Source organism: Pseudoalteromonas sp. CO348 (assembly GCF_004208845.1).
GTDB classification, from domain to species: Bacteria; Pseudomonadota; Gammaproteobacteria; order Enterobacterales; family Alteromonadaceae; genus Pseudoalteromonas; species Pseudoalteromonas maricaloris.
Genome location: NZ_SGPI01000017.1, coordinates 299157 through 321385 on the forward strand (window position 1 = coordinate 299157; position 22229 = coordinate 321385).

Here is a 22229-nt window from a genome sequence, read left to right on the forward strand (position 1 = left end):
ATAAGACATTAGACCAGTTAAACTTAACTCAAACTTTGTTATTTCGCCAGCCATATTTACAATAAATTCGCTAACTTGCTACTGCATTGTGATAAAATAGCCCAAACATCTTAATTGGAGTCCAGAATGCAGACTTATCAAGCTCCTGAAAACGCACTTGCGAATAAAACGATACTAGTAACAGGTGCTGGCGACGGCATCGGCCGTGTTGCGGCAATTAATTACGCCAAATATGGTGCAACGGTTATTCTATTAGGCAAAACCACCAGTAAACTAGAAGCCGTTTATGATGAAATTGTTAACGCCGGTTACCCGCAGCCTGCAATTGTACCTTTAGATTTACGTGGTGCAACCAAACAACACTTCCGAGACTTGGCTGCCACTATCGAGCAGCAATTTGGTAAGCTCGACGGCTTGCTAAATAATGCGTCTATTTTAGGCTCTTTAGGTCCAATGGAACACTTTTGCGTTTCAACCTTTGAAAACATAATGAAGGTAAACGTAACAGCCCAAGCGGTGATCACCAAATCGCTATTCCCAGTAATGAGAAAAGCGCCTCACGCTTCTATCGTCTTTACTTCATCGGGTGTAGGACGCAAAGGTCGCGAGTTTTGGGGAGCATATGCAATTTCTAAATTCGCAACCGAAGGTATGATGCAAACTTGGGCCGAAGAAGTGGGTAAAACCAATATTCGTATTAACTGCATTAATCCTGGTGCGACAAGAACAAGTATGCGTGCATCAGCATTCCCAGGTGAAGATAAAGATAAACTAAAAACACCTGAAGAATTAATGCCAACATACCTGTACTTGATGTCTGATGACTCAATCGGAGTTAATGGCCAATCTTTAGATGCCCAAACCTACTAACTAGTACTTTAAAGGCTGCAGATCCACAATTGCAGCCTTCTATATTACTTAAGGTAATTCCTCGGCAAGGTTTCAAAGGCCTGCACTTGCTCTAACTTTTCATCCCACTTCGCTTTGCTCGCGATAAATAGGTGTGCAGTTGGCGTATGACTCGGCGCATCATCTAAGCTACCGGCAGGTACCACTAAACCAACTGGCTGCTGGTTTGGTAATGCAGAGCCACAACAAGCACAAAAGGCTTTAACGTGCTTAGTATTCGGTAAAGTAAAGCGGGTTATTAACTTTTCGCCCGCAAGCCAAGTTAGCACTGCATTTTGAAAAAATAAATTCGCAGCATGTGCAGAGCCTGTGTCTTTTTGACAATACTCACAATGACATAGATAAAAGCCCTGCGCGTTGCCCTCTACAAGATATCTAACCTGACCACACAGACAACTACCAGCAAACATCTCTTTCATTTGCATCTCCTTATCAAATACAAAAACACCAGCTAGGCTGGTGTTTTAAAAAAGCTTAAATTACTTTCTTCTTGGGGTTTTGACCCTTTGATTATGCTTTTTCACTGCTTTGCGGATCTTATTAATTTTCGCGCGCTTGTCTTTACGCTTTTCTGGCATGACCGACAACTTAGTTTGCTGCTCGGCTCTCATGCTTACCGATTTACGTAAGTAGTTAACGTCTTCTAATTTTAATTCTTCCCATCCACCTTGTGGCAAGCGTTTGTTAAGCTCCAATTTACCATAACGGATACGGATCAAACGCGACACTTCAACCTCTTGCGACTGCCAAAGACGCCTAACTTCACGATTACGCCCTTCGGTCAGTGTTACATTGAACCATTTATTCAGACCTTCACCGCCAAGTGGTTTAATCTTAAGGAATTTTGCAGGACCGTCTTCTAGCTCAACGCCTTTGGTTAATGTACGCAACGTTTGATTTGTTACTTCACCAAATACCCGGGCAGAATATTCACGTTCGACTTCGTATTTTGGATGCATCAAGCGATTAGCTAGCTCACCATCATTGGTAAAGAGTAACAGGCCTGATGTATTGATATCTAATCGCCCAATTGCTATCCAACGGTCACCATCTAACTTTGGTAGCCTATCGAATACAGTACGACGACCTTGAGGGTCGCGACGAGTACACAGCTCCCCTTCTGGCTTATGATACATAAGTACGCGACAGATGCGCTCTTCTTGCTGCTCTATTTTAACAATATGTCCATCTACACGGATCACCGAAGTCTCTTCTACTCGATCTCCTAGCTTGGCAACTTTTCCATCTACACTTACGCGGTTAGACTCAATATACTTTTCCATTTCGCGTCTTGAGCCAACGCCAGCTCTTGCCAATACTTTTTGTAGTTTTTCACTCATTCAGATGGTTCTCTCACAGAAGGATCGTTTAATAACTGTTCTATTTTCTCATTATGTTGTTCAGGTAATCGAGGTAATTCCCCGAGACCAGATAATGAGAAGTAATCTAAAAATTGTTTTGTCGTTGCATACAATGCAGGCTTACCCGGTACCTCTTTGTAACCCACCACTTTTATCCACTCGCGATCTATCAAGCTTTTGATAATATTAGAACTCACGGTGACCCCGCGCACTTGCTCTATTTCACCTCGAGTGATTGGTTGTCGGTAAGCAATCAATGCCAAAGTCTCAAGTGTAGCACGTGAGTATTTTGGTGCTTTTTCCTGCCACAGTTTACTTAACCAAGGGCTCAAGCTCGGGCAAGCTTGAAAACGGTATCCGGTACCAACCTCAACCAGCCTTACACCGCGAGTTTGATAATGATTAACCAGTGTTTCCAGTGCCTGATCAATACGCGGTGATGACACGCTGATATCTTCCAGCACAGTTTCTTTTAAGCGCTTTTTAGATAACGGCTTATCTGAAACGAAAATCGCTGCTTCAACCAATTCAACCAGTTGTTCATCGCTAACGCGTCTTTTCATATTTTATGCTTGAAGATAAAAATGCGGAGTATAGCAGAGGCTGCAGCCATCCCCTAGCCTTTTAAATGCAGGTAAATCGACGCTGCCGTTGCTGACTGAATATAGTCAACCAATTGCTCCTTAATGAGTTCGAGCATGGCAATAAAAGTAACCACCACACCACTGCGCCCTTCGTCCAAGGTAAAGAATCGCGCAAATTCTACCGGCTTATTCTGTTCTCGTAGCAATTGCAATATAAAGCTCATACGCTCTCGAGTCGAAAGTGCTTCAGCGGATATATGATGGTGCTCAAAGGTCTTGGCTCTAGCCATCACTTCCGACAGCGCCAAAAGTAATTCCCTCAGTTCAATGTCTGGGAATTCTGGCTCATTGTCGGCACTACTGTCTACCAGCGCATGAGCGACAAAGATATCACGCTCAACACGAGGGATCTCATCTAAGTTCTCAGCAGCTTGCTTAAATTGCTCGTATTCCTGTAAGCGCCTCACCAGCTCTGCTCTGGGGTCTTCCTCTTCTTCCTCTTCCTCTAACTCTTCGTGTTTTGGTAGTAGCATTCTTGATTTTATTTGTGCCAGCAAAGCTGCCATCACTAAGTATTCACCCGCAAGTTCGAGCTGCATGTCCTTCATCATTTCAACATACTGAACATACTGCTGAGTAATACTAAAAATCGGTAATTCTAGAATATCTAATTTATGTCTTTTTATAAGATAAAGCAGTAAGTCCAACGGACCTTCAAAGGTCTCTAAGATAACTTCTAGGGCTTCGGGAGGAATATAAAGATCTTCCGGCTTTTCAATTACCGCTTCACCGTGTAAAAAAGCCAGCGGTAATTTCTGTTGGAGTGCTTCTGTCATCTCAACATGCGTTATTCAAAAGGCGATGTATCGCCACAGCCACGACGCAAAATTTCAATGGTGTCTTCGGACATATCAATAACTGTGGTTGCTTGCTCGATTAAATAGCCACCATGAATGATCAAGTCTACGTGCTTCTCAAGACGCATGCGGATATCATCGGGGTCAGACTCAGTAAACTGCTCTCCTGGCAAAATCAAAGAGCATGACATCAAAGGTTCACCCAGCGCTTCCAACAACGCGCAAGTAATTGGATTATCAGTCACACGGATCCCGATGGTTTTTTTCTTCTCATTGAGCAAACGACGAGGAACTTCTTTCGTCCCTTTAAAAATAAACGTGTACGGACCGGGCGTATTATTTTTAATCATCCTAAACATTTGATTATCGACACGGGCATAGGTCGAAAGCTCCGACAGATCACGGCATAAAAGAGTGAAGTTATGGTGTTTTTCGATGCCGCGGATCCGCTCTATCCGCTCCTTAGCTTGCTTATTACCGAGGTTGCAACCAATCGCATAGCCGGAGTCGGTTGGAAACACCACTACGCCACCTTGTTCAATAATATCAGCCGCTTGGCGAATTAAACGCGTTTGCGGATTATCTGGGTGAATATGAAAAAATTGACTCATAAGCTTATTCCTCTTTGCCTCCCCAATGACGCCAAACTCCTTGACAATCTTTAGGTAAATACAAGTTACGACCAAGGTCGACCCAAGGCATTGGGAAGTGGAAATCTGACCCTTGGCTTGCTAACAATTCAAACTCTTGACTTAGTCGCCCCAAAAATTGGCGCTCAGTAGGCGCTTGCTGCGGCTGTGCAACTTCCATTGCAGCTCCCCCAACCGCTTTAAACTCAGCAATTAACTTTCTTAGCCACTTATTCGACATCTTATATCGAGCAGGGTGTGCCAATACACTTACTCCACCCGCTGCGTGAATAGCGGTAACGGCCGTTTGTATATCGCACCACTGACTTGGCACATACCCAGTTTTGCCACGTGCTAAAAATTTATTGAAAACGCTTTGCACGTTTTTAGCCACGCCCCGCTCAACCAGCACTTGAGCAAAATGCGCTCTGGTGATCTGCGCAGTTTGAGCAAGTGCAAGGGCATCTTCGTAGACATGCTCATAGCCCTTTTTGGCTAATCGCTCGCCGATTTCTTTTGCTCTAGCTTCTCGCTTTTGCTGCTGTTCATGCAGCAACTTTGTTAATGCTTCATGCTCAGGGTCAAAATTCAATCCAACAATATGGATCTCAAAGCTTTCCCATTTTGTGGAAATTTCAACACCATTGATAAGTTCTAACGTGAGATTATTTTGGTTGATGTAGTCACGGGCAGGCTGGATCGCATCTATCGTGTCATGATCTGTAATTGCAAGAATATCAACGCCTTTTTCCGTTGCTCGCTCAAGCAATTCATCAACAGCTAAGCGGCCATCGGAAAAAGTAGTATGGCTATGGAGGTCATATTTAATCAAAATGTATTAACTATCTCTATGAATTATCAACGTTTTGATTATATCACAAGTTAACTGATACGACCTTAGGTTATTTTCTGATATTTGCCCTTGACACTCGTAGCAAGAATAGGGTTTACTGTAGCTAATTTAGATTAAACAACGAAATATTCACAAATGAACAAACAAATTCAAAAAAACATTTGGTGGTGGCACTCGAACTAAGCGGGTGTGTTTCGTTATATCTACGATTTATCAACCCGCGCAATGTCGCGGGTTTTTTTATACTTTTTAGAGGCTTATATGAACAACAATATCACAGTAAACACAATTTGGTGGTGGTGGATGCCCTAGCGGGACGGTATTGTTGTGTCTGAACAATAACCCCCGCAGAGCTCAGCTTTCGGGGGTTTTTTATTTTCTAAACAGAATATCTAGAAATTAAGAGGAATGAGGTTTGATTTTTAGTCATATAACGACCACACCAGGTGAGGTCACCAGCATAAGACAAAGGCGCGATTATATTGCCAGCCCACTGTCTTTATACGCAGGTTTAAACAAAGCAAACTCGTTACTGCTCGAATCAGCAGAAATAGAGTCTAAAGACAATGTGAAAAGTATCGTGCTTGTGGATAGTGCGATTCGATTCGAATGTAATGGCGCCCAAGTCATTGCCAAAGCCTTGTCTAACAATGGTGCTCAGTTGCTACCGTACCTTGCGCAAAAGGTCACAAATTGTGACGTGATCCTCAATGATAATACTTTGACGCTCACGTACAACGCATTGGAAAGTAACATTGATGAGCATACAAAACTAAAAGCGGATAACGCCTTTAGTGCGCTCAGAACCTGTATCAATGAAATTAAACGTAACTCAGATACGCCGTTTTCCGTCTTTTTAGGTGGAGTATTCGCCTATGATATGGTGGCAAACTTCGAGCAACTTCCTGAAGTACCAGATGGGGACAACGACTGTCCTGACTATGTTTTCTATCTCGCTGAAACCTTAGTTGTGATCGATCATCAAGCACGAACTACTGAACTCATTGGTAATGTTTTCAATGGCCCTGAGGTTCACGCCAATTGTTTTGAAGTAGGCAAACAGCTAGAAGAGCTAAACAGTCAATGTGATCAAATCACTGAATTTCAGTTTGAGCCACAAAGTGGCGGCGCAGACGTCAAAGTCAATGTGAGTGACGACGAATATTGTCAACACGTTGAAAAGTTGAAAACCAACATTATCAACGGTGACATATTTCAAGTCGTTCCCTCTCGCACTTTTTCACTTCCTTGCCATAATTCACTCGCCGCCTATAAACAGCTCAAACTACAAAACCCTAGTCCCTACATGTTTTATATGAAGGATGAACGCTTTGTGCTATTTGGCGCATCTCCAGAGTCGGCGCTCAAATATTGTGAGCAGAGTAACCAAGTTGAAGTCTATCCCATCGCGGGGACGAGACCACGAGGTAAGTTTGCTGATGGCAGTATCAATCCAGATTTAGATAGCCGCATTGAACTTGAGCTGCGCAACGATCAAAAAGAGCGTGCAGAGCACCTTATGCTGGTTGACCTTGCTCGTAACGATGTCGCACGGATCAGTATTGCAGGCACTCGACATGCAAAAGAATTATTGAAAGTGGACCGCTACTCACAAGTCATGCATTTAGTATCGCGCGTCGTTGGCCAATTAAAGCCGGATTTAGATGCGCTTCACGCCTATCAGGCTTGTATGAATATGGGCACTCTCGTCGGCGCACCAAAAGTTAAAGCCGCAGAACTTGTTCGCCATACAGAAAAGCAGCGTCGTGGTAGTTACGGCGGAGCGGTAGGTTATTTGATGGGCAATGGCGCGATGGACAGCTGCATCGTCATTCGCTCCGCGTTTGTAAAAGATAACGTTGCTTACGTGCAAGCGGGTGCGGGTATTGTGTTTGATTCAAATCCACAAAGTGAAGCAAATGAAACCAAAGCTAAAGCCATGGCAGTGATTAAAGCAGTACAGTCCACGTATGAAGGAGCAAACCATGACTAAGGTATACTTTTTAGATAATTTTGATTCTTTCAGTTATAACCTTGTGGATGAGCTTAGTTTGCTAGGACTTGACTTGGTCGTTTATCGTAACAATATCTCTGCCGAAACCATTTTCAATAAAATGTGTGCAGAGGTTGATCCTGTGATCTTAGTTTTATCACCTGGACCTGGCGCGCCATCGGAAGCAGGCTGTTTGCTCGCGTTAATTGAGCTATGCAAAGGTAAATTCCCCATGCTTGGGATTTGCCTCGGTCAACAAGCCCTAACCCAAAGTTATGGTGGTGAAGTTGGCAAAGCGGGTGAGACGGTACATGGCAAATCTTCTATTATTGAAGCGGATGAGCATCCGGTATTTGCCGGACTTGGGACGCAATTCCCCGTGGCGCGTTATCACTCTCTGATGGCAACAAGCGTACCACCAGCACTGCAAGTGATCGCGAGATATCAGGCCATTCCGATGGCTATCTATCACAGTGAACACAAAGTGATTGGCTATCAATTTCACCCAGAATCAATATTGACCCCCAATGGCGCTCAGCTATTACAACAAAGTATCGCGTACCTTAGCGCTTAGGAGAGCACGATGGAAAAGTTACAACCTCTATTACAGCAACAAGATTTATCGTTCGACGCCGCCAAATCCTTGTTTAGCGATATTATGGCTGGACAACTGAGCGACATCGAACTTACCGCAGCGCTACTTGCGCTAAAGTTTAAAGGTGAAACAGCGGCGGAAATAGCCGGAGCAGCTCAGGCCATGCGTGATCATGCCACCGCATTTGACAAGCAAAATCTACTCGCAGCAGACAGCTGTGGTACGGGTGGCGATGGCACAAATACCATCAACGTGAGTACCACCGCCGCCATTGTCGCCGCAGCATGTGGTATTAATATGGTCAAACACGGTAATCGCAGCGTGAGCAGTAAATCAGGTTCCGCGGATTTACTAAAAGCACTTGGGATCAACATTGATATGACCCCCGCACTTGCAGAAAAGTGCTTAGCAGAGACCGGCTTTACCTTTTTGTTTGCGCCGCATTACCACGCCGGTGTAAAACATGCCATGCCGGTTCGCACGCAACTAAAAACACGCACGATATTTAATATTCTCGGGCCATTGGCAAACCCTGCTAAGCCTGAGGTGCAATTACTCGGCGTTTACGACCCTGCCCTTGTTTTACCCATGGCTGAAACGTTAAACCGTTTAGGTACGAAACGAGCGATGGTAGTTCACGGTAGTGGCACAGATGAAATTGCCCTACACGGCGAAACGCTAGTCGCAGAAGTAAAGCAGGGTGAAGTGACGCAATACACCGTTACCCCAAGCGATTTTGGACTAGAAAACTATTCACTTGAATCTATTGCTGGTGATACGCCAGAATATAACGCGAAAGCGAGCCTTGCGATTTTAAATGGTGAAGGCGAAGCTGCACACAATGCAGCGATCATTGCAAACGTTGCAGCCTTGTTGGTATTAACCGATAAGGCCACAGATTTTAAAACCGCAAGCCAACAAGTACGCGAAGTGCTTGCTAGCAAGAAAGCCATGACAACCTTGGCTAACATTGTAGAGGTGAGTAATGGCTAATGTATTAGAAAAAATTGTTGCCGATAAAGTCGAAGAATTAAAAGCGCGTAAGGCGCAGCGTCCGTTAAGTGACTTTATCGACGAAGTAACCCCCACCACGCTTAACTTCACCGCTGCGTTGGCGCAAGCTGGGACACAATTTATTTTAGAGTGCAAAAAGGCGTCACCTTCAAAAGGCCTTATTCGCTCACATTTTGATTTGACTGAAATTACCAGTGTTTATCGTAAGTACGCGACATGTATTAGTGTGCTAACCGACGAAAAATACTTTCAAGGCAGTTATGAATACCTTGCCACGGTGAGAAAGCTGGTTGATCAGCCTCTGATCTGTAAAGACTTCTTTATTGATGAATACCAAGTTTATCTCGCCCGCTTACACGGTGGCGATGCCATTCTTTTGATGTTGTCTGTATTAAATGACGAAGAGTATTTGGCACTAGCGAGCGTGGCCAAATCACTTAATATGTCGATTTTAACGGAAGTAAGCAACGAAGAAGAAGTGACAAGAGCGCTTGCGTTAGATGCTGAGCTTATCGGTATTAACAACCGTGATCTGAGAGATTTATCAACGGATTTAGCAACAACGGAGAAACTAAGAAAGTTAATCCCCGAAGACAAAGTCGTGATTTCAGAGTCTGGCATATACACGCACCGAGATGTGAAACGCTTATCACCGATTTGTGACGGCTTTTTGGTCGGCAGTTCATTGATGGCTGAGCAAGACTTGGAACTTGCTTGCAGACGCTTGATTTTGGGCGAAAACAAAGTGTGTGGTCTTACTCGAAGCCAAGATGCGCAAGCAGCTTATGAAGCTGGAGCGGTATACGGCGGTCTTATCTTTTATCCAAAATCGCCTCGTTATGTCGACATTGATTGTGCGAAGGCCGTTGCTGATAGTGCGCCGCTCAAGTACGTTGGTGTGTTCGTTAACGCACCGCTTGAGCAAGTTGCAGAGTATGCGCAAATCTTAAAACTGAGTGCAGTGCAATTACATGGCAATGAAGATGAGCTGTACATCGATAATCTGCGAAAACAACTTCCAGTTACCTGTCAAATTTGGAAAGCACAGGGGGTGGACACAGCACTGCCAAGCCCCTTCGCTGGCGTAGACAAGCAATTGTACGATACCAAAACCGACACTGCATTTGGTGGCACGGGACAAGTGTTTGATTGGCAGCTATTAAATCGTAGTTCGAGCAATTATATGTTGGCTGGCGGCCTAAATCCCGACAATATTCACGGCGCCGTTAATATAGGTGCCGATGGTCTTGACCTAAATTCAGGTGTTGAGCAATCGCCTGGTAAAAAATGCGCTCAAAAAATCGCTAACGCGTTTACACAAATTCGAAAATATTGAGGTGGACATGAGTAATTCAGCTTATTTTGGTGACTTCGGAGGCATGTTCGTGCCCGAGTTACTCGTACCTGCGTTAAAGCAGTTAGAACAGGAATTTTATAAATCACAAAAAGACCCAGGATTTCAGCAGGAGTTTTATCAACTTTTGAATGAATTTGCGGGTCGCCCAACACCACTGACCAAGACACGCAACTTAGTTAAAAACCCTAAGGTAAAACTGTACTTAAAGCGTGAAGATTTACTTCACGGTGGTGCACACAAGACCAACCAAGTATTAGGTCAAGCGCTCTTAACCAAACGTATGGGTAAAAAAGAAGTCATTGCTGAAACCGGCGCTGGACAACATGGTGTTGCAACCGCCCTAGCCTGCTCCTTACTCGGCTTAAAGTGCCGAGTATACATGGGGGCTAAAGATGTTGAGCGTCAGCAACCAAACGTATTTAGAATGCGTTTGATGGGTGCGGAAGTTATCCCAGTTATCGCTGGCTCAGGCACATTAAAAGACGCGGTAAATGAAGCATTACGTGACTGGTCTGCAAACTACAAAACGGCACATTATTTACTCGGCACGGCTGCAGGTCCTCACCCGTTCCCGACGATTGTCCGTGAGTTCCAAAAAATGATTGGTGAAGAGGCAAAACAACAAGTACTAAAAGCGGAAGGTCGTTTGCCTGATGCGGTTATCGCTTGTGTGGGCGGCGGCTCAAATGCTATTGGTATGTTCGCAGACTTTATTGACGAAAAAGACGTTAAATTAATCGGGGTGGAACCGGCTGGTAAAGGCCTAGATACCGATGAGCACGGCGCGGCACTATGTAAAGGAAGTAAAGGCATCTTGCACGGCGCCTATACCTATATCATGCAGAATAAAGATGGCCAAATTGAAGAATCTTACTCTGTGTCAGCAGGTCTTGACTACCCAGCTGTTGGTCCACAACACGCCTACCTTCATGAAACAGGCCGCGCACAATATGTTGGCATTACCGACACTGAAGCATTAAATGCCTTTCAAGCGCTTGCTAAACACGAAGGTATTATTCCAGCCCTAGAGTCAAGCCATGCTCTGGCATACGCACTAAAATATGCAGAAGCGCAAACCGAAGAAACGGTGATTGTTGTTAACTTAAGTGGTCGCGGAGACAAAGACTTAGCTCACGTCCACCAGGTACTATCTGAGCGAGGTGAACTATGAGACGTTATGACGCGATGTTCGCGCACTTAAATGAAAAAAACCAAGGTGCATTTGTTCCTTTCGTGACGATTGGCGATCCCAATAAGGCTCTCAGTATTGAGATCATCAAAAGCCTGATTGACGGTGGTGCTGATGCATTGGAGCTCGGTATTCCGTTTTCCGATCCCATCGCCGATGGTCCTGTTATTCAAGCGGCTAACATCCGTGCATTAAAGCAAGATGTTAATACACAAGACTGTCTTGAGATCATCGCTGAAATTCGTCGCTACAACAGTGATATCCCAATTGGTTTGTTGCTTTACTCAAACTTGATTTTTGCTCGTGGTATTGAGCAGTTTTATCAAGACGCCAAAACTGCGGGTGTGGATTCTATCTTAGTTGCTGATGTGCCACTGCACGAAGCCAAACCGTTTAGGCTCACTGCAATGGCAAATGATATCGCGCCAATTTTCATTGCCACACCGAATGCCTGCGATGATACGTTACGAGAATGCGCCACCCGAGGTCGTGGCTATACTTATTTACTTTCGCGTGCAGGCGTGACTGGTACAGAAACGACGGCACAAATGCCGGCAACAGAGATGATCACCAAACTTATCGAGTATCATGCTGCGCCGCCACTGCTAGGGTTTGGTATTTCTGAACCGGAGCATGTAAAGCATGCGATTAGCTCAGGTGCGGCAGGTGCAATTAGTGGCTCGGCGGTGGTAAAAATCATCGAAAAACACTTAGATGACCCTAGCACTATGTGCTTTGAGCTTAAAACCTTTGTTGCGCGAATGAAAGCTGCAACGCAGAAGTAATATTACTTTCAAGCCAGTGTTAGACACTGGCTTTTCTTAGAATTAACGCAAGTTATCTTTTAAGGCTTTTGCCGGTTTAAACAATACCTTGTTTTGCCCCTCAATGGTGATGGTCTCACCAGTTTGAGGATTACGTCCTTGCTTTGGGGGATGATAACTTAACGCGAATGTCCCAAGCCCATTGATTTGCATCTGATCGCCTTCTGACAAGCGCTTTTTAGTGGCCTGTAAAATGACATTTAACACCGCCTGTGAATCTTTCTTTGTTAATCCACTTATTCCCGCCATTTTTGTAACTAAATCGCTCTTATTCATGCAAATACCTCTGAACCATTGAATGAGCGCAGCAGGCTATGGGTTTCATCAAAGAAAGTCAATGTTGATGTTCTCGCCGTATCTTGGTAAAACCCTTACAACCAACTTTGTTAGGATAAAAAATGTCATTTTTAATTGAGTACTTACCGCTCATCTTATTTTTTGCGGTTTATAAGTTTGTCGATATTTTTTGGGCAACGGGTGTGCTAATCATTGCCTCTCTTATACAGGTCGCACACCAATACATCACTAAGCGCGAAGTCGCAAAACGTCATTGGGTATTCTTAGCGATTGCGTTGATCCTTGGTGGGATGACGATTTTCTTCCATGATGAGCAATTTATAAAATGGAAAGCCACGATTATTTATGCCATTTTAGGTGCGGCACTGCTCATATCCAGATACCTGTTTAATAAAAACTTGGTAAAAGGCGCACTCGAAGGCGTATTAAAGTCAGTTGCTGAAAAGGAAAAAAGCGAGATTGATATTGATTTACCAGCCAAAGACTGCGACCAATTAAATCTATTTTGGGCAGTATTACTTTTCTTCATCGCAGGCCTAAACCTTTACGTTGCGTACCACTTCTCTCTTGATTTTTGGGTGAACTTTAAAGTCTTTGGTTTAATTGGGATCACCTTCGTTGCCCTCCTCTTTACCATGTTTAAAATTCAAAAATATTTACCTGAAGAGTAACCATTCAAGGTTCATCTGCAGCTGCTATAGTTAACGAGTGAGAGCTAACTATAGCGGCTTGTAGCCGCCAAATATTTTGGGGAACTAGCCTTGAACGCAAGCCAATACCGGTGGTGTGAACTCGTATTTGTATTCTTTGTCCTGCCCATTATCGCTTATCAATTCCGTGATCACCTCAACAATTGGCTTTTTCCAGCACTGATCATTTTAATGGCAGTCTGTACCCATTTACTACTAACCGACCCCCATTTCAAACGATTCAGGTTAACCAGTTTGGGGGAGTTTTCGTCCGTCAAAAAGCGATTATTTACCACGTTTTTCGCAGGTGCAATGTTTTCAGCCATGCTCTATGGTTTAGTTAGCCAAGGAAATTGGTTTTCCCTACCGCTCAATTCCCCCAGCGACTGGTTATTATTATTAGTTGCTTACCCTATTCTTTCCGTCTTACCACAAGAGTTAATTTTTAGGAGCTACTTCTTTCATCGCTATAAAAGGATTTTACCAAATAAAAACAATCGAGTTTTGCTAAGTGCATTAGTGTTTGCGCTTGCTCACTGCATCTATGACAACTGGATAGCCGTGGCGTTATCTTTTGTTGGCGGGCTACTATTTTCTTATACCTACGCCCATAGTCGTTCGCTTGCGGTGTGTGTGTTAGAACATAGCTTGTGGGGGCTGTGGATGTTTACAATAGGAATTGGGCAGTACTTAGATTCAGGCGTAAAATTTTAGTGGCTTAGTGGAGAGTAAACATCGGCGTATTAATACGCCGATGTCATCGTGCCCAAAACGAATGTCCAGCTGCTAGAAGCCAAAGATACTGAATGCAAAATATTTAGTTGCAACGGTATTAATGAAAATAGCCAACAGGATCACTGGGATGAATGTAGATAGAGAGAAATTAATATATTTCTCAGTAAAGCTACCTACGTACCCCTCAGCGCCTTGCGCAAGTTCTTCATTCAAACCAGATTTTTTCCAGCGATAAGTAACAAATAGACACAACAGCAAACCATTCAACGGTAAAATAGTGTCGTAAAACACGTCGTAGATTAGATCAAAGAAGCTCTTCTGAGCATCGCCATAACTTACAAAGCTTGTAAGCCAATCCACCATTCCAAAAGACATCGTAGATAGCACAGTCAAAATTCCTGTGGTCAACGCTAAGATAATCAGGGCCTTTTTACGTGAAATACATTTTTCTTCCATCAAAGTCGCGGTAGGCACCTCAACAATTGACACAAGCGACGTTATCGCGGCAAAGAAAACCAATAAAAAGAAAGTACCAGCAACAATTGAGGCACCGACGTAGCCAATATCATCTTGTAAAGCCAATAACAATTTAGGCAAGTAATCGAAAATCATAGATACTGAAGAGTCCGATAACTTACTTGGATCTGTATTCGGATTAAAACTAAAGATAGCCGGAAGTACCATAAGACCGGCAATGAATGCCACTAATGAATCTGTAATAGCGACCATTTTAGAGCTACCGACAATGTCGTCTTTCTTAGAGATATAGGAAGCATAAGTGATCAATATACCCATACCTAAAGACAGTGAAAAGAAAGCCTGTGATAACGCACCATTTAGCACACTTGCATTCATTTTTTCGAAGTCAGGAACGATGTAATAGCGTACACCTGCCATTGCGTTATCAAGGGTTAGTACGTATGCGACAAGGCCAATTAACATGACAAATAACGCTGGCATGAGTAACTTAGCCGCTTTTTCGATCCCTTCTTTTACACCGCCAACCAAGATAAGATTAACGATCACACCCACTATCAACATATAGATGAAAACATTGGTATCGTTGATAAAAGTGCCAAAGTACTTCGGAGAGGCGAGTACATCTAAGTTACCTAAAGCTGTTTGCGCTAAGAAGCCAAAGATCCAAACGGTAATAACCATGTAGAAGACGGCAATCATAAACGGCGTGAGTACAGCCAAAAATCCAGCTATTGACCACTTTTTATCGTGATTCGATAGCAGCTTATATGCGCCAAACGGGTCCTTTTGGGCTTTCCTACCCATTGCCATTTCGGCCATCATGACAGGTAAACAGATAAACACTACAAATAGTGCATAGATTAGTAAAAATGCCCCACCACCATTTTTTGCGGCGGAAACAGGAAAGCCGACTAAGTTACCAATACCAACAGCAGAACCTGCAGCGGCAAGGATAAACCCTAATCGGGAGCTAAAATGCTCACGGTTTGCACTCATTGCAATCAACCTTATTATTATTTTCTATAAATATCCGAAGGACTCTACCAGTCAAGCTGAGTGTTTTTCAAGTTTAAATGTCTAATCACTGAAAAACTCTGTGTACATTTACTTTTGCACTGAGGGCGTTTTATCATAGTATTGATAAACGGCCCTGAAAAGCCGACAAGATACGTAAAAATAACAATAATAACCTAGAAACCAATCCGGAACTAATACTTATGCTTTACATGATCTATTCAACCGATGCTGAAAACTCATTAGCAAAACGTCTTGCTGCGCGCCCTGCTCACTTAGCTCGTTTAGAAGAATTAAAACAACAAGATCGATTGTTTGCAGCAGGCCCGTTACCAGCTATTGACTCGGAAGATCCTGGTGAAGCGGGTTTTACGGGTTCTTTGGTTATTGCTGAGTTTGAAAACTTAGAAAGTGCGCAGCAATGGGCGAGCGCCGATCCCTATATTGATGCTGGTGTCTATACTGCTAGTATTGTAAAACCGTACAAGCGAGTTCTGCCATAAAAGTTTACTGAACGTTAAGTTCAGCAAAGGTTAATTACAAAAGCACTAAATTTGTTTGAGATTTATGAAGTTTAGACACTTAGTATCTATGAAACTGTGGAGCTTAAAATGCGATTGCAACTCACTCTCTTAGCGTTGATCTTGGCGTTCGCTTCGAGTGTAGCAGACGCCAATAGCCGCAATGATAAGAATGTAAAGACGATTACAAAAAAAGAAGCTGTGTCTCTGGCGCTTGATAAGTACGCTGGGAAGACGCTTAAGATTTCTGAAGAAAATCAGTTTTTTGTGGTAAGAATTCTCCAACCAGATGGTCGAATTGTTGACTTAAAAGTAAACAAGAAGACAGGTGAAGTAAATAAGGACTAAGGATGCGTATTTTAGTTATCGAAGACGATATTCAACTAGCAGAAAACCTGCGAAATGCATTAGAGAAAGAAAAATATAGCGTTGACTTGTGTCATGATGGTGAGTCTGGATTATTTCACCTTGAAGAATATCCGTTAGATATGGCAGTGATCGATCTCGGCTTGCCAAAACTTGACGGTATTGAAATTATCCGTAGAGCACGTGCTAACGGCGTAAAGATCCCTATTTTAATCTTAACAGCACGCGACCGTTGGCAAGACAAGGTAGAAGGCCTTGATGCAGGAGCTGATGACTACCTCACTAAACCGTTTCATGTTGAAGAGCTGATTGCACGCTGTAATGCACTGATTAGACGTAGCGCTGGACAAGCAAATCCAGAGATTTGTATTGGCCCAATCAAAATCCACACTCGCTCACAGCAAGTCTGGGTTAACGATAACGAGCTATCACTAACGGCCTATGAATATAAAGTTTTAGAATACCTAATGGTTAACCCACAAAAAGTTATTTCTAAATCTGAACTCACAGAGCACATATACGATCAGGACTTTGACTTAGACTCTAACGTCATTGAAGTGTTTGTCTTAAGACTGCGTAAAAAGCTAGACCCTGATGGCACTCTGAACCCTGTTGAAACCCTTAGAGGACGTGGATATAGGTTCAAAAATCAGTGGTAAACAGCTCTCAAATTTCGCTTAAAATAAGACAAGGATTTATCCTTGTCTTTGTGCTTATTATTGCCCTTCCCGCGCTGTTTTTCTCCGTGGGCAGGGCTTATTATTCTTCTTTAGTCGATGCGACTGAAAAAACATTGGAAGCCCACCTCTACTCACTTATCTCTGAAGTCGAATTTGTCTCTAACGGACTCGAAATGCCTCGCAGTATTCTTGCACCTGAGTTAAACAGACTGAATTCTGATACTTATGCTCTGGTCTATCAAGATAACTCCCTCGTTTGGTATTCCGAGTCGGCTGTAAATCTCTCAATTTCACCTGACTTTTCAGAAAACCAAGCTGGAGCATCTGAGTTTAAACGAGTTGAATATAATGGTGTACTGTTTTGGCAACTTAGCCTAACTGTTATTCTCGGAAATGCAGAGCAATCGCAGCAAGCCCGCTTTGTGCTTTTAAAGAAAAATGACGCGCTGATGGAGTTAATGTCAGGGTTTAGAAACACCTTGGTCAACTGGATGCTGGTTATGGGTGTGGTGATAGCAGGATTGATGGCATTTGGGTTTGTATGGAATGCAAGGCCGTTACAGCGATTGGATAAAGAAATTAAAGAGATTGAGGCTGGCGAGCGCGATAAGATCACGGGTCTTTACCCCGTCGAACTCCTAACAATCAAATCCGACTTAAACCTACTATTGGAATCTCAAAAGCGTCAAAAAGAGAGATATAGAGCGTCACTTAGCGACCTTGCGCACGCGTTAAAAACGCCCCTTGCGGTGATCAAATCCAGTCCACTGGCAAAAGATGCAGACGCTCAGGAGCAACTAGACAGAATCAATGCGATGATCGAACATCAATTGAAACGTGCTGCAACGGGTGCATCCGATACATGGAAGAAACAAACATCAGTAAAACCCGTACTAGACTCAATACTCAACGCCATGACTAAAGTGTATCACGACAAGCACATTCAATTTTCCTCCGAATGTGGTGAGGAGGTTGCATTTCTTGGCGATAAAACGGATTTAATGGAAATTCTTGGTAATATTATAGATAACGCCTGTAAAGCATGTGGTTCCTTGGTCGATATAAAAGTAAGTGCACCTAAAAAGCGCCTACTAATCATAGAAGTAGAAGATGATGGCCCAGGCATTCCAGAGCATCGCCGCTCAGAGCTACTGACCAGAGGTGCAAGATTAGACACCTATGAAGCTGGCCACGGCGTAGGAATGGCTATCGTATCTGATTTAGTTAAGTCATATCATGGCTTGATGCAAATCGGTACTTCCCAACATGGTGGCGCAAAATTTACGATAGAGTTTAACCATGAAAAGAATAATTAGCAGTCTACTGGTATCGGGATTAACCTTTTTTGTGATTGCAGACGACGATGTCACACTACAAGACTGTACGAAGTATGAGTCAACGCATCCGGAAAAAGCAAAAAAATTCCTCATGTGCCTGGATGGCAATATCAACTTACTTGAACGTCACCGTCAAACCTGGATCACTAAGTTATTGCTTGATACTAAAAAGTATCAAGCGGACACGGGTAATACTCAGATCTTGCCAATTATGGAACGTGCCCTTCGCAATCAGGAGGAATATATGGAAGATAGCTGCCGGTGGCGATACTTACTAGATATGCCAAACGCGACGCGCTCAGCGACGGCTTATAAAAATTGCAAAATTGCATTTTTAAAAGCCCACATCATTGAGCTGAAAAGCAGTAAAGTATTGAAAGAAGATTTGAATCTCTAGCGGCATTTTTGATTAGATTATTAGGTGGCAAGCCTTAATAACCTGAGCTTCAGCTAATGACGAGTAAAACGCTTAGAAAAGGAGCTGTTTTTAGCTCCTTTTTATTTGCAGGTTCTCAGCATGGTTAAGATGGTCTATTATCGGGTTGTTCTGAACCGAGAAGGATTGCAAGCCATTTACCCTCTTCACTGGTTTCAAGGGCAATTTTCACAACCATGGTAAGTGGCACAGAAAGCAGCATTCCCACAGTTCCGAGTAACCACCCCCAAAAGATTAACGAGAGAAACACGACTAAAGTCGATAAACCTAACCCTCGACCCATAAACCTCGGCTCAATAATGTTGCCCATTAAGGTATTAATACAAATGTAACCCACAGCAACAATGCCACTCACCAATGGTCCTTGTGTCACTAAGGCCAGTAAAACAGGCGGCACAGCCGCAATGATTGAACCTATGTTTGGAATATAGTTAAGCAAAAATGCAACTACGCCCCAAAGCACGAAGTAATCAACACCTAACGCCCATAAAAAAACAGCCGCTACGACACCTGTCGCCAATGACACCAGCGTTTTAATCGCCAAATAGCTATTGATAGAATCTAAAAATCTATCAATTTGCTGCATTTTCATCTCTGGATCGTCTAGGGCAAGATGCACTTTGTGGCCCAAAGAAGGTGCCTCAAAAAGCATGAAGACGACGATAAGCAAAATTAAAAAGCTATTTGCCATCACACCACCAAAGCCAGTCAGCATGTTGGTGGCCACATCGATTAGCTTATTTGGGTCTAGCATACTAATAAGTTGTTGTTTATCCAATAATATATTGTAGTTCGCGGCAGTACTGACCAACCAAACGAACTTTTCTTGTAAGTCTTCTTTATAAGTTGGCAGCTGCTTAGAGAAGTCATTGACTGATTGCCCAACAAGCCCACCAATACTTGCACCTATTAAAATCACAAGTGCGATAATCACCAGAATGGCCAGCCCTTTTGGTATTTTAAAGCGAGCCAAAAACTTGAGCATGGGATTACAGATAATCGCAATGAATGCGGCTAATATAAACGGCACAACAATCTCAGACGCAAGCTTGATACCACCTAACACTAAAAATAGCGAGGCCAAAACCACCAGCGTTTTGTTAATTCCAGTCAGTGAAGACACAGTTCACTCCTTTTGCTTTTTTACCATTCTAAAACAAACCACCTATAATGAAAATGAGTGATCTAACTCCTTGCTAAAACGTAGGTTTATTTGATTACAATAAAGAGTATTGAGCATGAATATATTCATAACAGGCGCAACTGGATTAATTGGTAAAAAGTTATGCCAATTTTTAGTACACAAACATAATCTGATTGTATTGAGCCGTTCGCCTTCAAAAGCTGCAAACCTATTACCAAGTGGGGTTAGCTGCGTTACTGATACTGATGATGTCGACTTTAATGAGCTTGATGCGGTCATTAATCTTGCGGGTGAACCAATCGCCAATGGCCGGTGGAGCAAAGAGAAAAAACAAGAGATCTACAATAGCCGGATAAAAATCACTGAGCAAATCGTTGCAGCGATAAATACTGCGACGTCAACGCCCAAGGTGTTTATTTCAGGTAGTGCAATAGGTTTTTATGGACGCCAACCGGATAACTTGACCATCACTGAAGATTTCAAGGATTACCATGATGAATTCTCTCATAGGCTGTGCAAAGATTGGGAAGATACCGCCTTTAGAGCCGAGTCAAGCCATACTAGAGTCTGCATATTAAGAACAGGCATTGTGCTTTCAAAATCTGGGGGCGCTTTGGCAAAGATGTTGCCACCCTTTCAATTTGGCGTTGGCGGTCCGATTGGTTCAGGAAGACAAATAATGTCTTGGATCCATATCGACGATATGATTCAGGCGATACTGTATATCCTTAAACATGACGAGCTCTGCGGTGTTGTTAATGCTACAGCCCCTAACCCGTTATCAAATAAGCAATTTTCTCAAGCCTTAGCACGCGCTATCTCACGCCCTTGCCTATTTACCGTACCACCGTTTGTCCTCAAATTGGCATATGGTGAAATGTCAGAATTGCTATTGTACGGCCAATGCGTCGTACCAAAAAAACTTCTCGATGCAGGTTATCGATTCCGCCACGATCACATTGAAGGTGCCTTGAGCGCGCTTAACTTATAACTTTTGTGCAATACCTTCTTCTGGCGCTATATAGAGCTTTTCTCGCGTTAAGACTTTGTCCAGATAATGTTTGGTTTCATCATAAGGTAAACTTTTGTCTAGCGCCGCTAGTACGTTTTCTGGTGAGAGTGAATTAATGATCTTTGCCGCTTTTATGATTGATCTTGAGTCATCAGCATTAAACACACGGGCAACATTGCCAGCACCCGTATTGTAAGCCGCAATGATGCAATACTTACGACTAATTGGATTCTGTATTTTACTCAGGTAGCGTTTATCGAGAATATTCAGGTAAGCGGTCCCCGCTTCAATATTATTGTCCGTCACATATAAATAAGGCGCCGACATCGGTTCATCGCGATTGTACAACATACGATTCACATCAACACCCGCACTCGTCGGTACTATCTGCATCAAACCAAACGCAGGAATATGTGACTTTGCCATTGGGTTAAAGTGGCTTTCGGTGTGCATAACAGCAAAAATTAAACTTGGCTCAATGTCAAAGCGCTTCGCTTGTGCATTCACTTGGCTAACATAACGTTCTGCTCGATGCTTGGAAAGTTCAGTCTGTTTGGGAAGCTTAAGCACGATTTCAGATACGACTGTTGCTTCACTTTTACCGGTATTACTTGCAGTTTCTAATAGCTTTTTAAGACGTTTTTGCTTTAACAGTTCAAGCTTTTTCTGTTGCGCTTGTTGTTGGGCCTCTGCTAATTTTGTATCTTCGCCGTCAATGATGGCCTCATCTGTCTGGCGTTCTATATAACGTTGCTGTTGTTCAAATTGGCTATCTATTTGCTTTTTCGCTGCGATCAATGCTTTTGCACGAGCAGCGTTATCCACTTCACGTTTTGTTGTTTCACTTTGGTTTATCGCGAGCGTATCAGCATTAAATACATCAATTACTGCACGGTCTTTCGCGATAAATTCTTTATATAGGGCTTGAAGTTGAGCCTGCGATACCTTTTCATCTGCCGCATGCCTAATGCTTACGACCAGCTCATTGGCTTCAAAGTCGACAACCATTCTGGATGATAAATCATCACTGTAGGTGACAAATGCGGCTTGATCAGAAACCGTTATATCTCCCCACTGTTGGATCACGTTATCACGAAAGGCATCGTACTCTTCAAAATGCTCTTCGACATAATCAGCAAACTCACTTAATTGTTGGCGTTTATATTGCTCAAACTCGCTCAGCTCTTCATCACTAGGCTCGGAGGTTTGCCAACGTGACATTTTCTCTGACAGCTCTTCAAAAAGCTGGGCTTGACTCGCCACTGCACTTGGAATGGCACTTAACGCCATGACTAAAAATGAGTATACCGATTTGCGCATAGAGCGTTCCTTTCAAAAAATTAAAGCGTGAAA

25 protein-coding genes are annotated in these 22229 nt (G+C 43.2%); 15 read left to right on the forward strand and 10 right to left on the reverse strand.

Annotated elements, in window-relative coordinates; genetic code table 11:
- Positions 1-126: 126 nt before the first annotated feature.
- The gene (locus tag EXT48_RS08845) at positions 127-870 is read left to right on the forward strand and encodes a YciK family oxidoreductase (protein WP_017219153.1); all 744 of its coding nucleotides are present in this window, start codon (positions 127-129) and stop codon (positions 868-870) included.
- A 44-nt stretch (positions 871-914) separates the two neighbouring features.
- On the opposite strand, the gene EXT48_RS08850 is transcribed toward EXT48_RS08845, so the two are convergent.
- Genes EXT48_RS08850 through EXT48_RS08875 form a run of 6 tightly spaced genes read right to left on the reverse strand, consistent with a single transcriptional unit; the run spans position 915 to position 5172 of the window.
- Complete coding sequence (locus EXT48_RS08850) at positions 915-1328, reverse strand: GFA family protein (protein WP_130164239.1); 414 nt, start codon at positions 1326-1328, stop codon at positions 915-917.
- Between the two features lie 60 nt (positions 1329-1388).
- A complete protein-coding gene (gene rluB / locus EXT48_RS08855) occupies positions 1389-2249 on the reverse strand; it encodes a 23S rRNA pseudouridine(2605) synthase RluB (protein ID WP_039497594.1) in 861 nt (286 codons plus the stop codon).
- Positions 2246-2833, reverse strand: coding sequence for an SMC-Scp complex subunit ScpB (gene scpB / locus EXT48_RS08860; RefSeq protein ID WP_010378581.1), 588 nt, complete (start codon positions 2831-2833; stop codon positions 2246-2248). Before scpB ends, rluB begins: the two co-directional genes overlap by 4 nt.
- Positions 2834-2886: 53 nt before the next feature.
- The gene (locus EXT48_RS08865) at positions 2887-3690 is read right to left on the reverse strand and encodes a ScpA family protein (RefSeq protein WP_130164240.1); all 804 of its coding nucleotides are present in this window, start codon (positions 3688-3690) and stop codon (positions 2887-2889) included.
- An 11-nt stretch (positions 3691-3701) separates the two neighbouring features.
- A complete protein-coding gene (locus EXT48_RS08870; protein WP_010378577.1) occupies positions 3702-4322 on the reverse strand; it encodes an L-threonylcarbamoyladenylate synthase in 621 nt (206 codons plus the stop codon).
- 4 nt (positions 4323-4326) lie between these two features.
- The gene (locus EXT48_RS08875) at positions 4327-5172 is read right to left on the reverse strand and encodes a PHP domain-containing protein (protein ID WP_045989649.1); all 846 of its coding nucleotides are present in this window, start codon (positions 5170-5172) and stop codon (positions 4327-4329) included.
- Positions 5173-5608: 436 nt separating this feature from the next.
- On the opposite strand from EXT48_RS08875, the gene EXT48_RS08880 reads away from it, so the two are divergent.
- Genes EXT48_RS08880 through trpA form a run of 6 tightly spaced genes read left to right on the forward strand, consistent with a single transcriptional unit; the run spans position 5609 to position 12126 of the window.
- A complete protein-coding gene (locus EXT48_RS08880) occupies positions 5609-7186 on the forward strand; it encodes an anthranilate synthase component 1 (protein WP_130164241.1) in 1578 nt (525 codons plus the stop codon).
- Positions 7179-7760 (forward strand): aminodeoxychorismate/anthranilate synthase component II, encoded by a 582-nt coding sequence (locus EXT48_RS08885; protein ID WP_010378569.1) that lies wholly within the window; start codon positions 7179-7181, stop codon positions 7758-7760. Before EXT48_RS08880 ends, EXT48_RS08885 begins: the two co-directional genes overlap by 8 nt.
- Before the next feature lie 9 nt (positions 7761-7769).
- Positions 7770-8774 carry an anthranilate phosphoribosyltransferase gene (gene trpD, locus EXT48_RS08890; RefSeq protein ID WP_130164242.1) on the forward strand — a complete coding sequence of 335 codons (1005 nt, stop codon included), beginning with the start codon at positions 7770-7772 and terminating at the stop codon, positions 8772-8774.
- Positions 8767-10131 carry a bifunctional indole-3-glycerol-phosphate synthase TrpC/phosphoribosylanthranilate isomerase TrpF gene (gene trpCF, locus EXT48_RS08895; RefSeq protein WP_130164243.1) on the forward strand — a complete coding sequence of 455 codons (1365 nt, stop codon included), beginning with the start codon at positions 8767-8769 and terminating at the stop codon, positions 10129-10131. The genes trpD and trpCF overlap by 8 nt, the downstream gene beginning before the upstream one ends.
- Before the next feature lie 7 nt (positions 10132-10138).
- On the forward strand, positions 10139-11323 hold the full coding sequence (gene trpB, locus EXT48_RS08900) for a tryptophan synthase subunit beta (protein ID WP_130164244.1): 1185 nt from the start codon (positions 10139-10141) through the stop codon (positions 11321-11323).
- Positions 11320-12126, forward strand: coding sequence for a tryptophan synthase subunit alpha (gene trpA / locus EXT48_RS08905; RefSeq protein WP_045989645.1), 807 nt, complete (start codon positions 11320-11322; stop codon positions 12124-12126). Before trpB ends, trpA begins: the two co-directional genes overlap by 4 nt.
- Before the next feature lie 42 nt (positions 12127-12168).
- Here trpA and EXT48_RS08910 read toward each other — a convergent pair whose 3' ends face one another.
- Positions 12169-12441, reverse strand: coding sequence for an HU family DNA-binding protein (locus EXT48_RS08910; protein ID WP_088530445.1), 273 nt, complete (start codon positions 12439-12441; stop codon positions 12169-12171).
- 122 nt (positions 12442-12563) lie between these two features.
- On the opposite strand from EXT48_RS08910, the gene EXT48_RS08915 reads away from it, so the two are divergent.
- Together EXT48_RS08915 and EXT48_RS08920 are read left to right on the forward strand one after the other, a co-directional pair.
- The gene (locus EXT48_RS08915; protein WP_010374069.1) at positions 12564-13133 is read left to right on the forward strand and encodes an inner membrane-spanning protein YciB; all 570 of its coding nucleotides are present in this window, start codon (positions 12564-12566) and stop codon (positions 13131-13133) included.
- 90 nt (positions 13134-13223) lie between these two features.
- The gene (locus tag EXT48_RS08920) at positions 13224-13865 is read left to right on the forward strand and encodes a CPBP family intramembrane glutamic endopeptidase (RefSeq protein ID WP_069022411.1); all 642 of its coding nucleotides are present in this window, start codon (positions 13224-13226) and stop codon (positions 13863-13865) included.
- Between the two features lie 72 nt (positions 13866-13937).
- On the opposite strand, the gene EXT48_RS08925 is transcribed toward EXT48_RS08920, so the two are convergent.
- Positions 13938-15362 carry a sodium-dependent transporter gene (locus EXT48_RS08925; RefSeq protein WP_010604974.1) on the reverse strand — a complete coding sequence of 475 codons (1425 nt, stop codon included), beginning with the start codon at positions 15360-15362 and terminating at the stop codon, positions 13938-13940.
- Positions 15363-15583: 221 nt separating this feature from the next.
- Between EXT48_RS08925 and EXT48_RS08930 the strand changes: the two genes are divergently transcribed.
- The 5 genes from EXT48_RS08930 (at position 15584) to EXT48_RS08950 (ending at position 18681) form a co-directional block, all read left to right on the forward strand.
- Positions 15584-15883, forward strand: a complete 300-nt coding sequence (locus tag EXT48_RS08930; RefSeq protein ID WP_010604975.1) for a YciI family protein — start codon at positions 15584-15586, stop codon at positions 15881-15883.
- A 108-nt stretch (positions 15884-15991) separates the two neighbouring features.
- Complete coding sequence (locus tag EXT48_RS08935; protein WP_010374059.1) at positions 15992-16249, forward strand: PepSY domain-containing protein; 258 nt, start codon at positions 15992-15994, stop codon at positions 16247-16249.
- 2 nt (positions 16250-16251) lie between these two features.
- On the forward strand, positions 16252-16926 hold the full coding sequence (locus tag EXT48_RS08940) for a response regulator transcription factor (RefSeq protein ID WP_010374057.1): 675 nt from the start codon (positions 16252-16254) through the stop codon (positions 16924-16926).
- Positions 16920-18263, forward strand: coding sequence for an ATP-binding protein (locus EXT48_RS08945; RefSeq protein WP_010374055.1), 1344 nt, complete (start codon positions 16920-16922; stop codon positions 18261-18263). The genes EXT48_RS08940 and EXT48_RS08945 overlap by 7 nt, the downstream gene beginning before the upstream one ends.
- Positions 18247-18681, forward strand: coding sequence for a hypothetical protein (locus EXT48_RS08950; protein ID WP_010374053.1), 435 nt, complete (start codon positions 18247-18249; stop codon positions 18679-18681). Before EXT48_RS08945 ends, EXT48_RS08950 begins: the two co-directional genes overlap by 17 nt.
- A 124-nt stretch (positions 18682-18805) precedes the next feature.
- On the opposite strand, the gene EXT48_RS08955 is transcribed toward EXT48_RS08950, so the two are convergent.
- Positions 18806-19843, reverse strand: a complete 1038-nt coding sequence (locus EXT48_RS08955) for an AI-2E family transporter (protein WP_039497563.1) — start codon at positions 19841-19843, stop codon at positions 18806-18808.
- 115 nt (positions 19844-19958) lie between these two features.
- On the opposite strand from EXT48_RS08955, the gene EXT48_RS08960 reads away from it, so the two are divergent.
- A complete protein-coding gene (locus EXT48_RS08960; RefSeq protein ID WP_130164245.1) occupies positions 19959-20855 on the forward strand; it encodes a TIGR01777 family oxidoreductase in 897 nt (298 codons plus the stop codon).
- Here EXT48_RS08960 and EXT48_RS08965 read toward each other — a convergent pair.
- Positions 20850-22196: a murein transglycosylase domain-containing protein gene (locus EXT48_RS08965; RefSeq protein WP_130164246.1), complete on the reverse strand. Its 1347-nt coding sequence runs from the start codon at positions 22194-22196 to the stop codon at positions 20850-20852. The two genes, EXT48_RS08960 and EXT48_RS08965, sit on opposite strands and share 6 nt — an antisense overlap.
- Between the last annotated feature and the right edge of the window lie 33 nt (positions 22197-22229).

Coding starts and splice junctions, on each gene's coding strand:
- EXT48_RS08950 (WP_010374053.1), top strand. CDS start 18,247: ATGAAAAGAATAATTAGCAGTCTACTGGTATCGGGATTAACCTTTTTT.
- EXT48_RS08925 (WP_010604974.1), bottom strand. CDS start 15,362: ATGAGTGCAAACCGTGAGCATTTTAGCTCCCGATTAGGGTTTATCCTT.
- EXT48_RS08885 (WP_010378569.1), top strand. CDS start 7,179: ATGACTAAGGTATACTTTTTAGATAATTTTGATTCTTTCAGTTATAAC.
- EXT48_RS08850 (WP_130164239.1), bottom strand. CDS start 1,328: ATGAAAGAGATGTTTGCTGGTAGTTGTCTGTGTGGTCAGGTTAGATAT.
- EXT48_RS08910 (WP_088530445.1), bottom strand. CDS start 12,441: ATGAATAAGAGCGATTTAGTTACAAAAATGGCGGGAATAAGTGGATTA.
- EXT48_RS08965 (WP_130164246.1), bottom strand. CDS start 22,196: ATGCGCAAATCGGTATACTCATTTTTAGTCATGGCGTTAAGTGCCATT.
- EXT48_RS08960 (WP_130164245.1), top strand. CDS start 19,959: ATGAATATATTCATAACAGGCGCAACTGGATTAATTGGTAAAAAGTTA.
- EXT48_RS08930 (WP_010604975.1), top strand. CDS start 15,584: ATGCTTTACATGATCTATTCAACCGATGCTGAAAACTCATTAGCAAAA.
- EXT48_RS08915 (WP_010374069.1), top strand. CDS start 12,564: ATGTCATTTTTAATTGAGTACTTACCGCTCATCTTATTTTTTGCGGTT.
- EXT48_RS08865 (WP_130164240.1), bottom strand. CDS start 3,690: ATGACAGAAGCACTCCAACAGAAATTACCGCTGGCTTTTTTACACGGT.
- EXT48_RS08845 (WP_017219153.1), top strand. CDS start 127: ATGCAGACTTATCAAGCTCCTGAAAACGCACTTGCGAATAAAACGATA.
- trpA (WP_045989645.1), top strand. CDS start 11,320: ATGAGACGTTATGACGCGATGTTCGCGCACTTAAATGAAAAAAACCAA.
- EXT48_RS08940 (WP_010374057.1), top strand. CDS start 16,252: ATGCGTATTTTAGTTATCGAAGACGATATTCAACTAGCAGAAAACCTG.
- EXT48_RS08935 (WP_010374059.1), top strand. CDS start 15,992: ATGCGATTGCAACTCACTCTCTTAGCGTTGATCTTGGCGTTCGCTTCG.
- rluB (WP_039497594.1), bottom strand. CDS start 2,249: ATGAGTGAAAAACTACAAAAAGTATTGGCAAGAGCTGGCGTTGGCTCA.
- trpCF (WP_130164243.1), top strand. CDS start 8,767: ATGGCTAATGTATTAGAAAAAATTGTTGCCGATAAAGTCGAAGAATTA.
- scpB (WP_010378581.1), bottom strand. CDS start 2,833: ATGAAAAGACGCGTTAGCGATGAACAACTGGTTGAATTGGTTGAAGCA.
- trpD (WP_130164242.1), top strand. CDS start 7,770: ATGGAAAAGTTACAACCTCTATTACAGCAACAAGATTTATCGTTCGAC.
- EXT48_RS08870 (WP_010378577.1), bottom strand. CDS start 4,322: ATGAGTCAATTTTTTCATATTCACCCAGATAATCCGCAAACGCGTTTA.
- trpB (WP_130164244.1), top strand. CDS start 10,139: ATGAGTAATTCAGCTTATTTTGGTGACTTCGGAGGCATGTTCGTGCCC.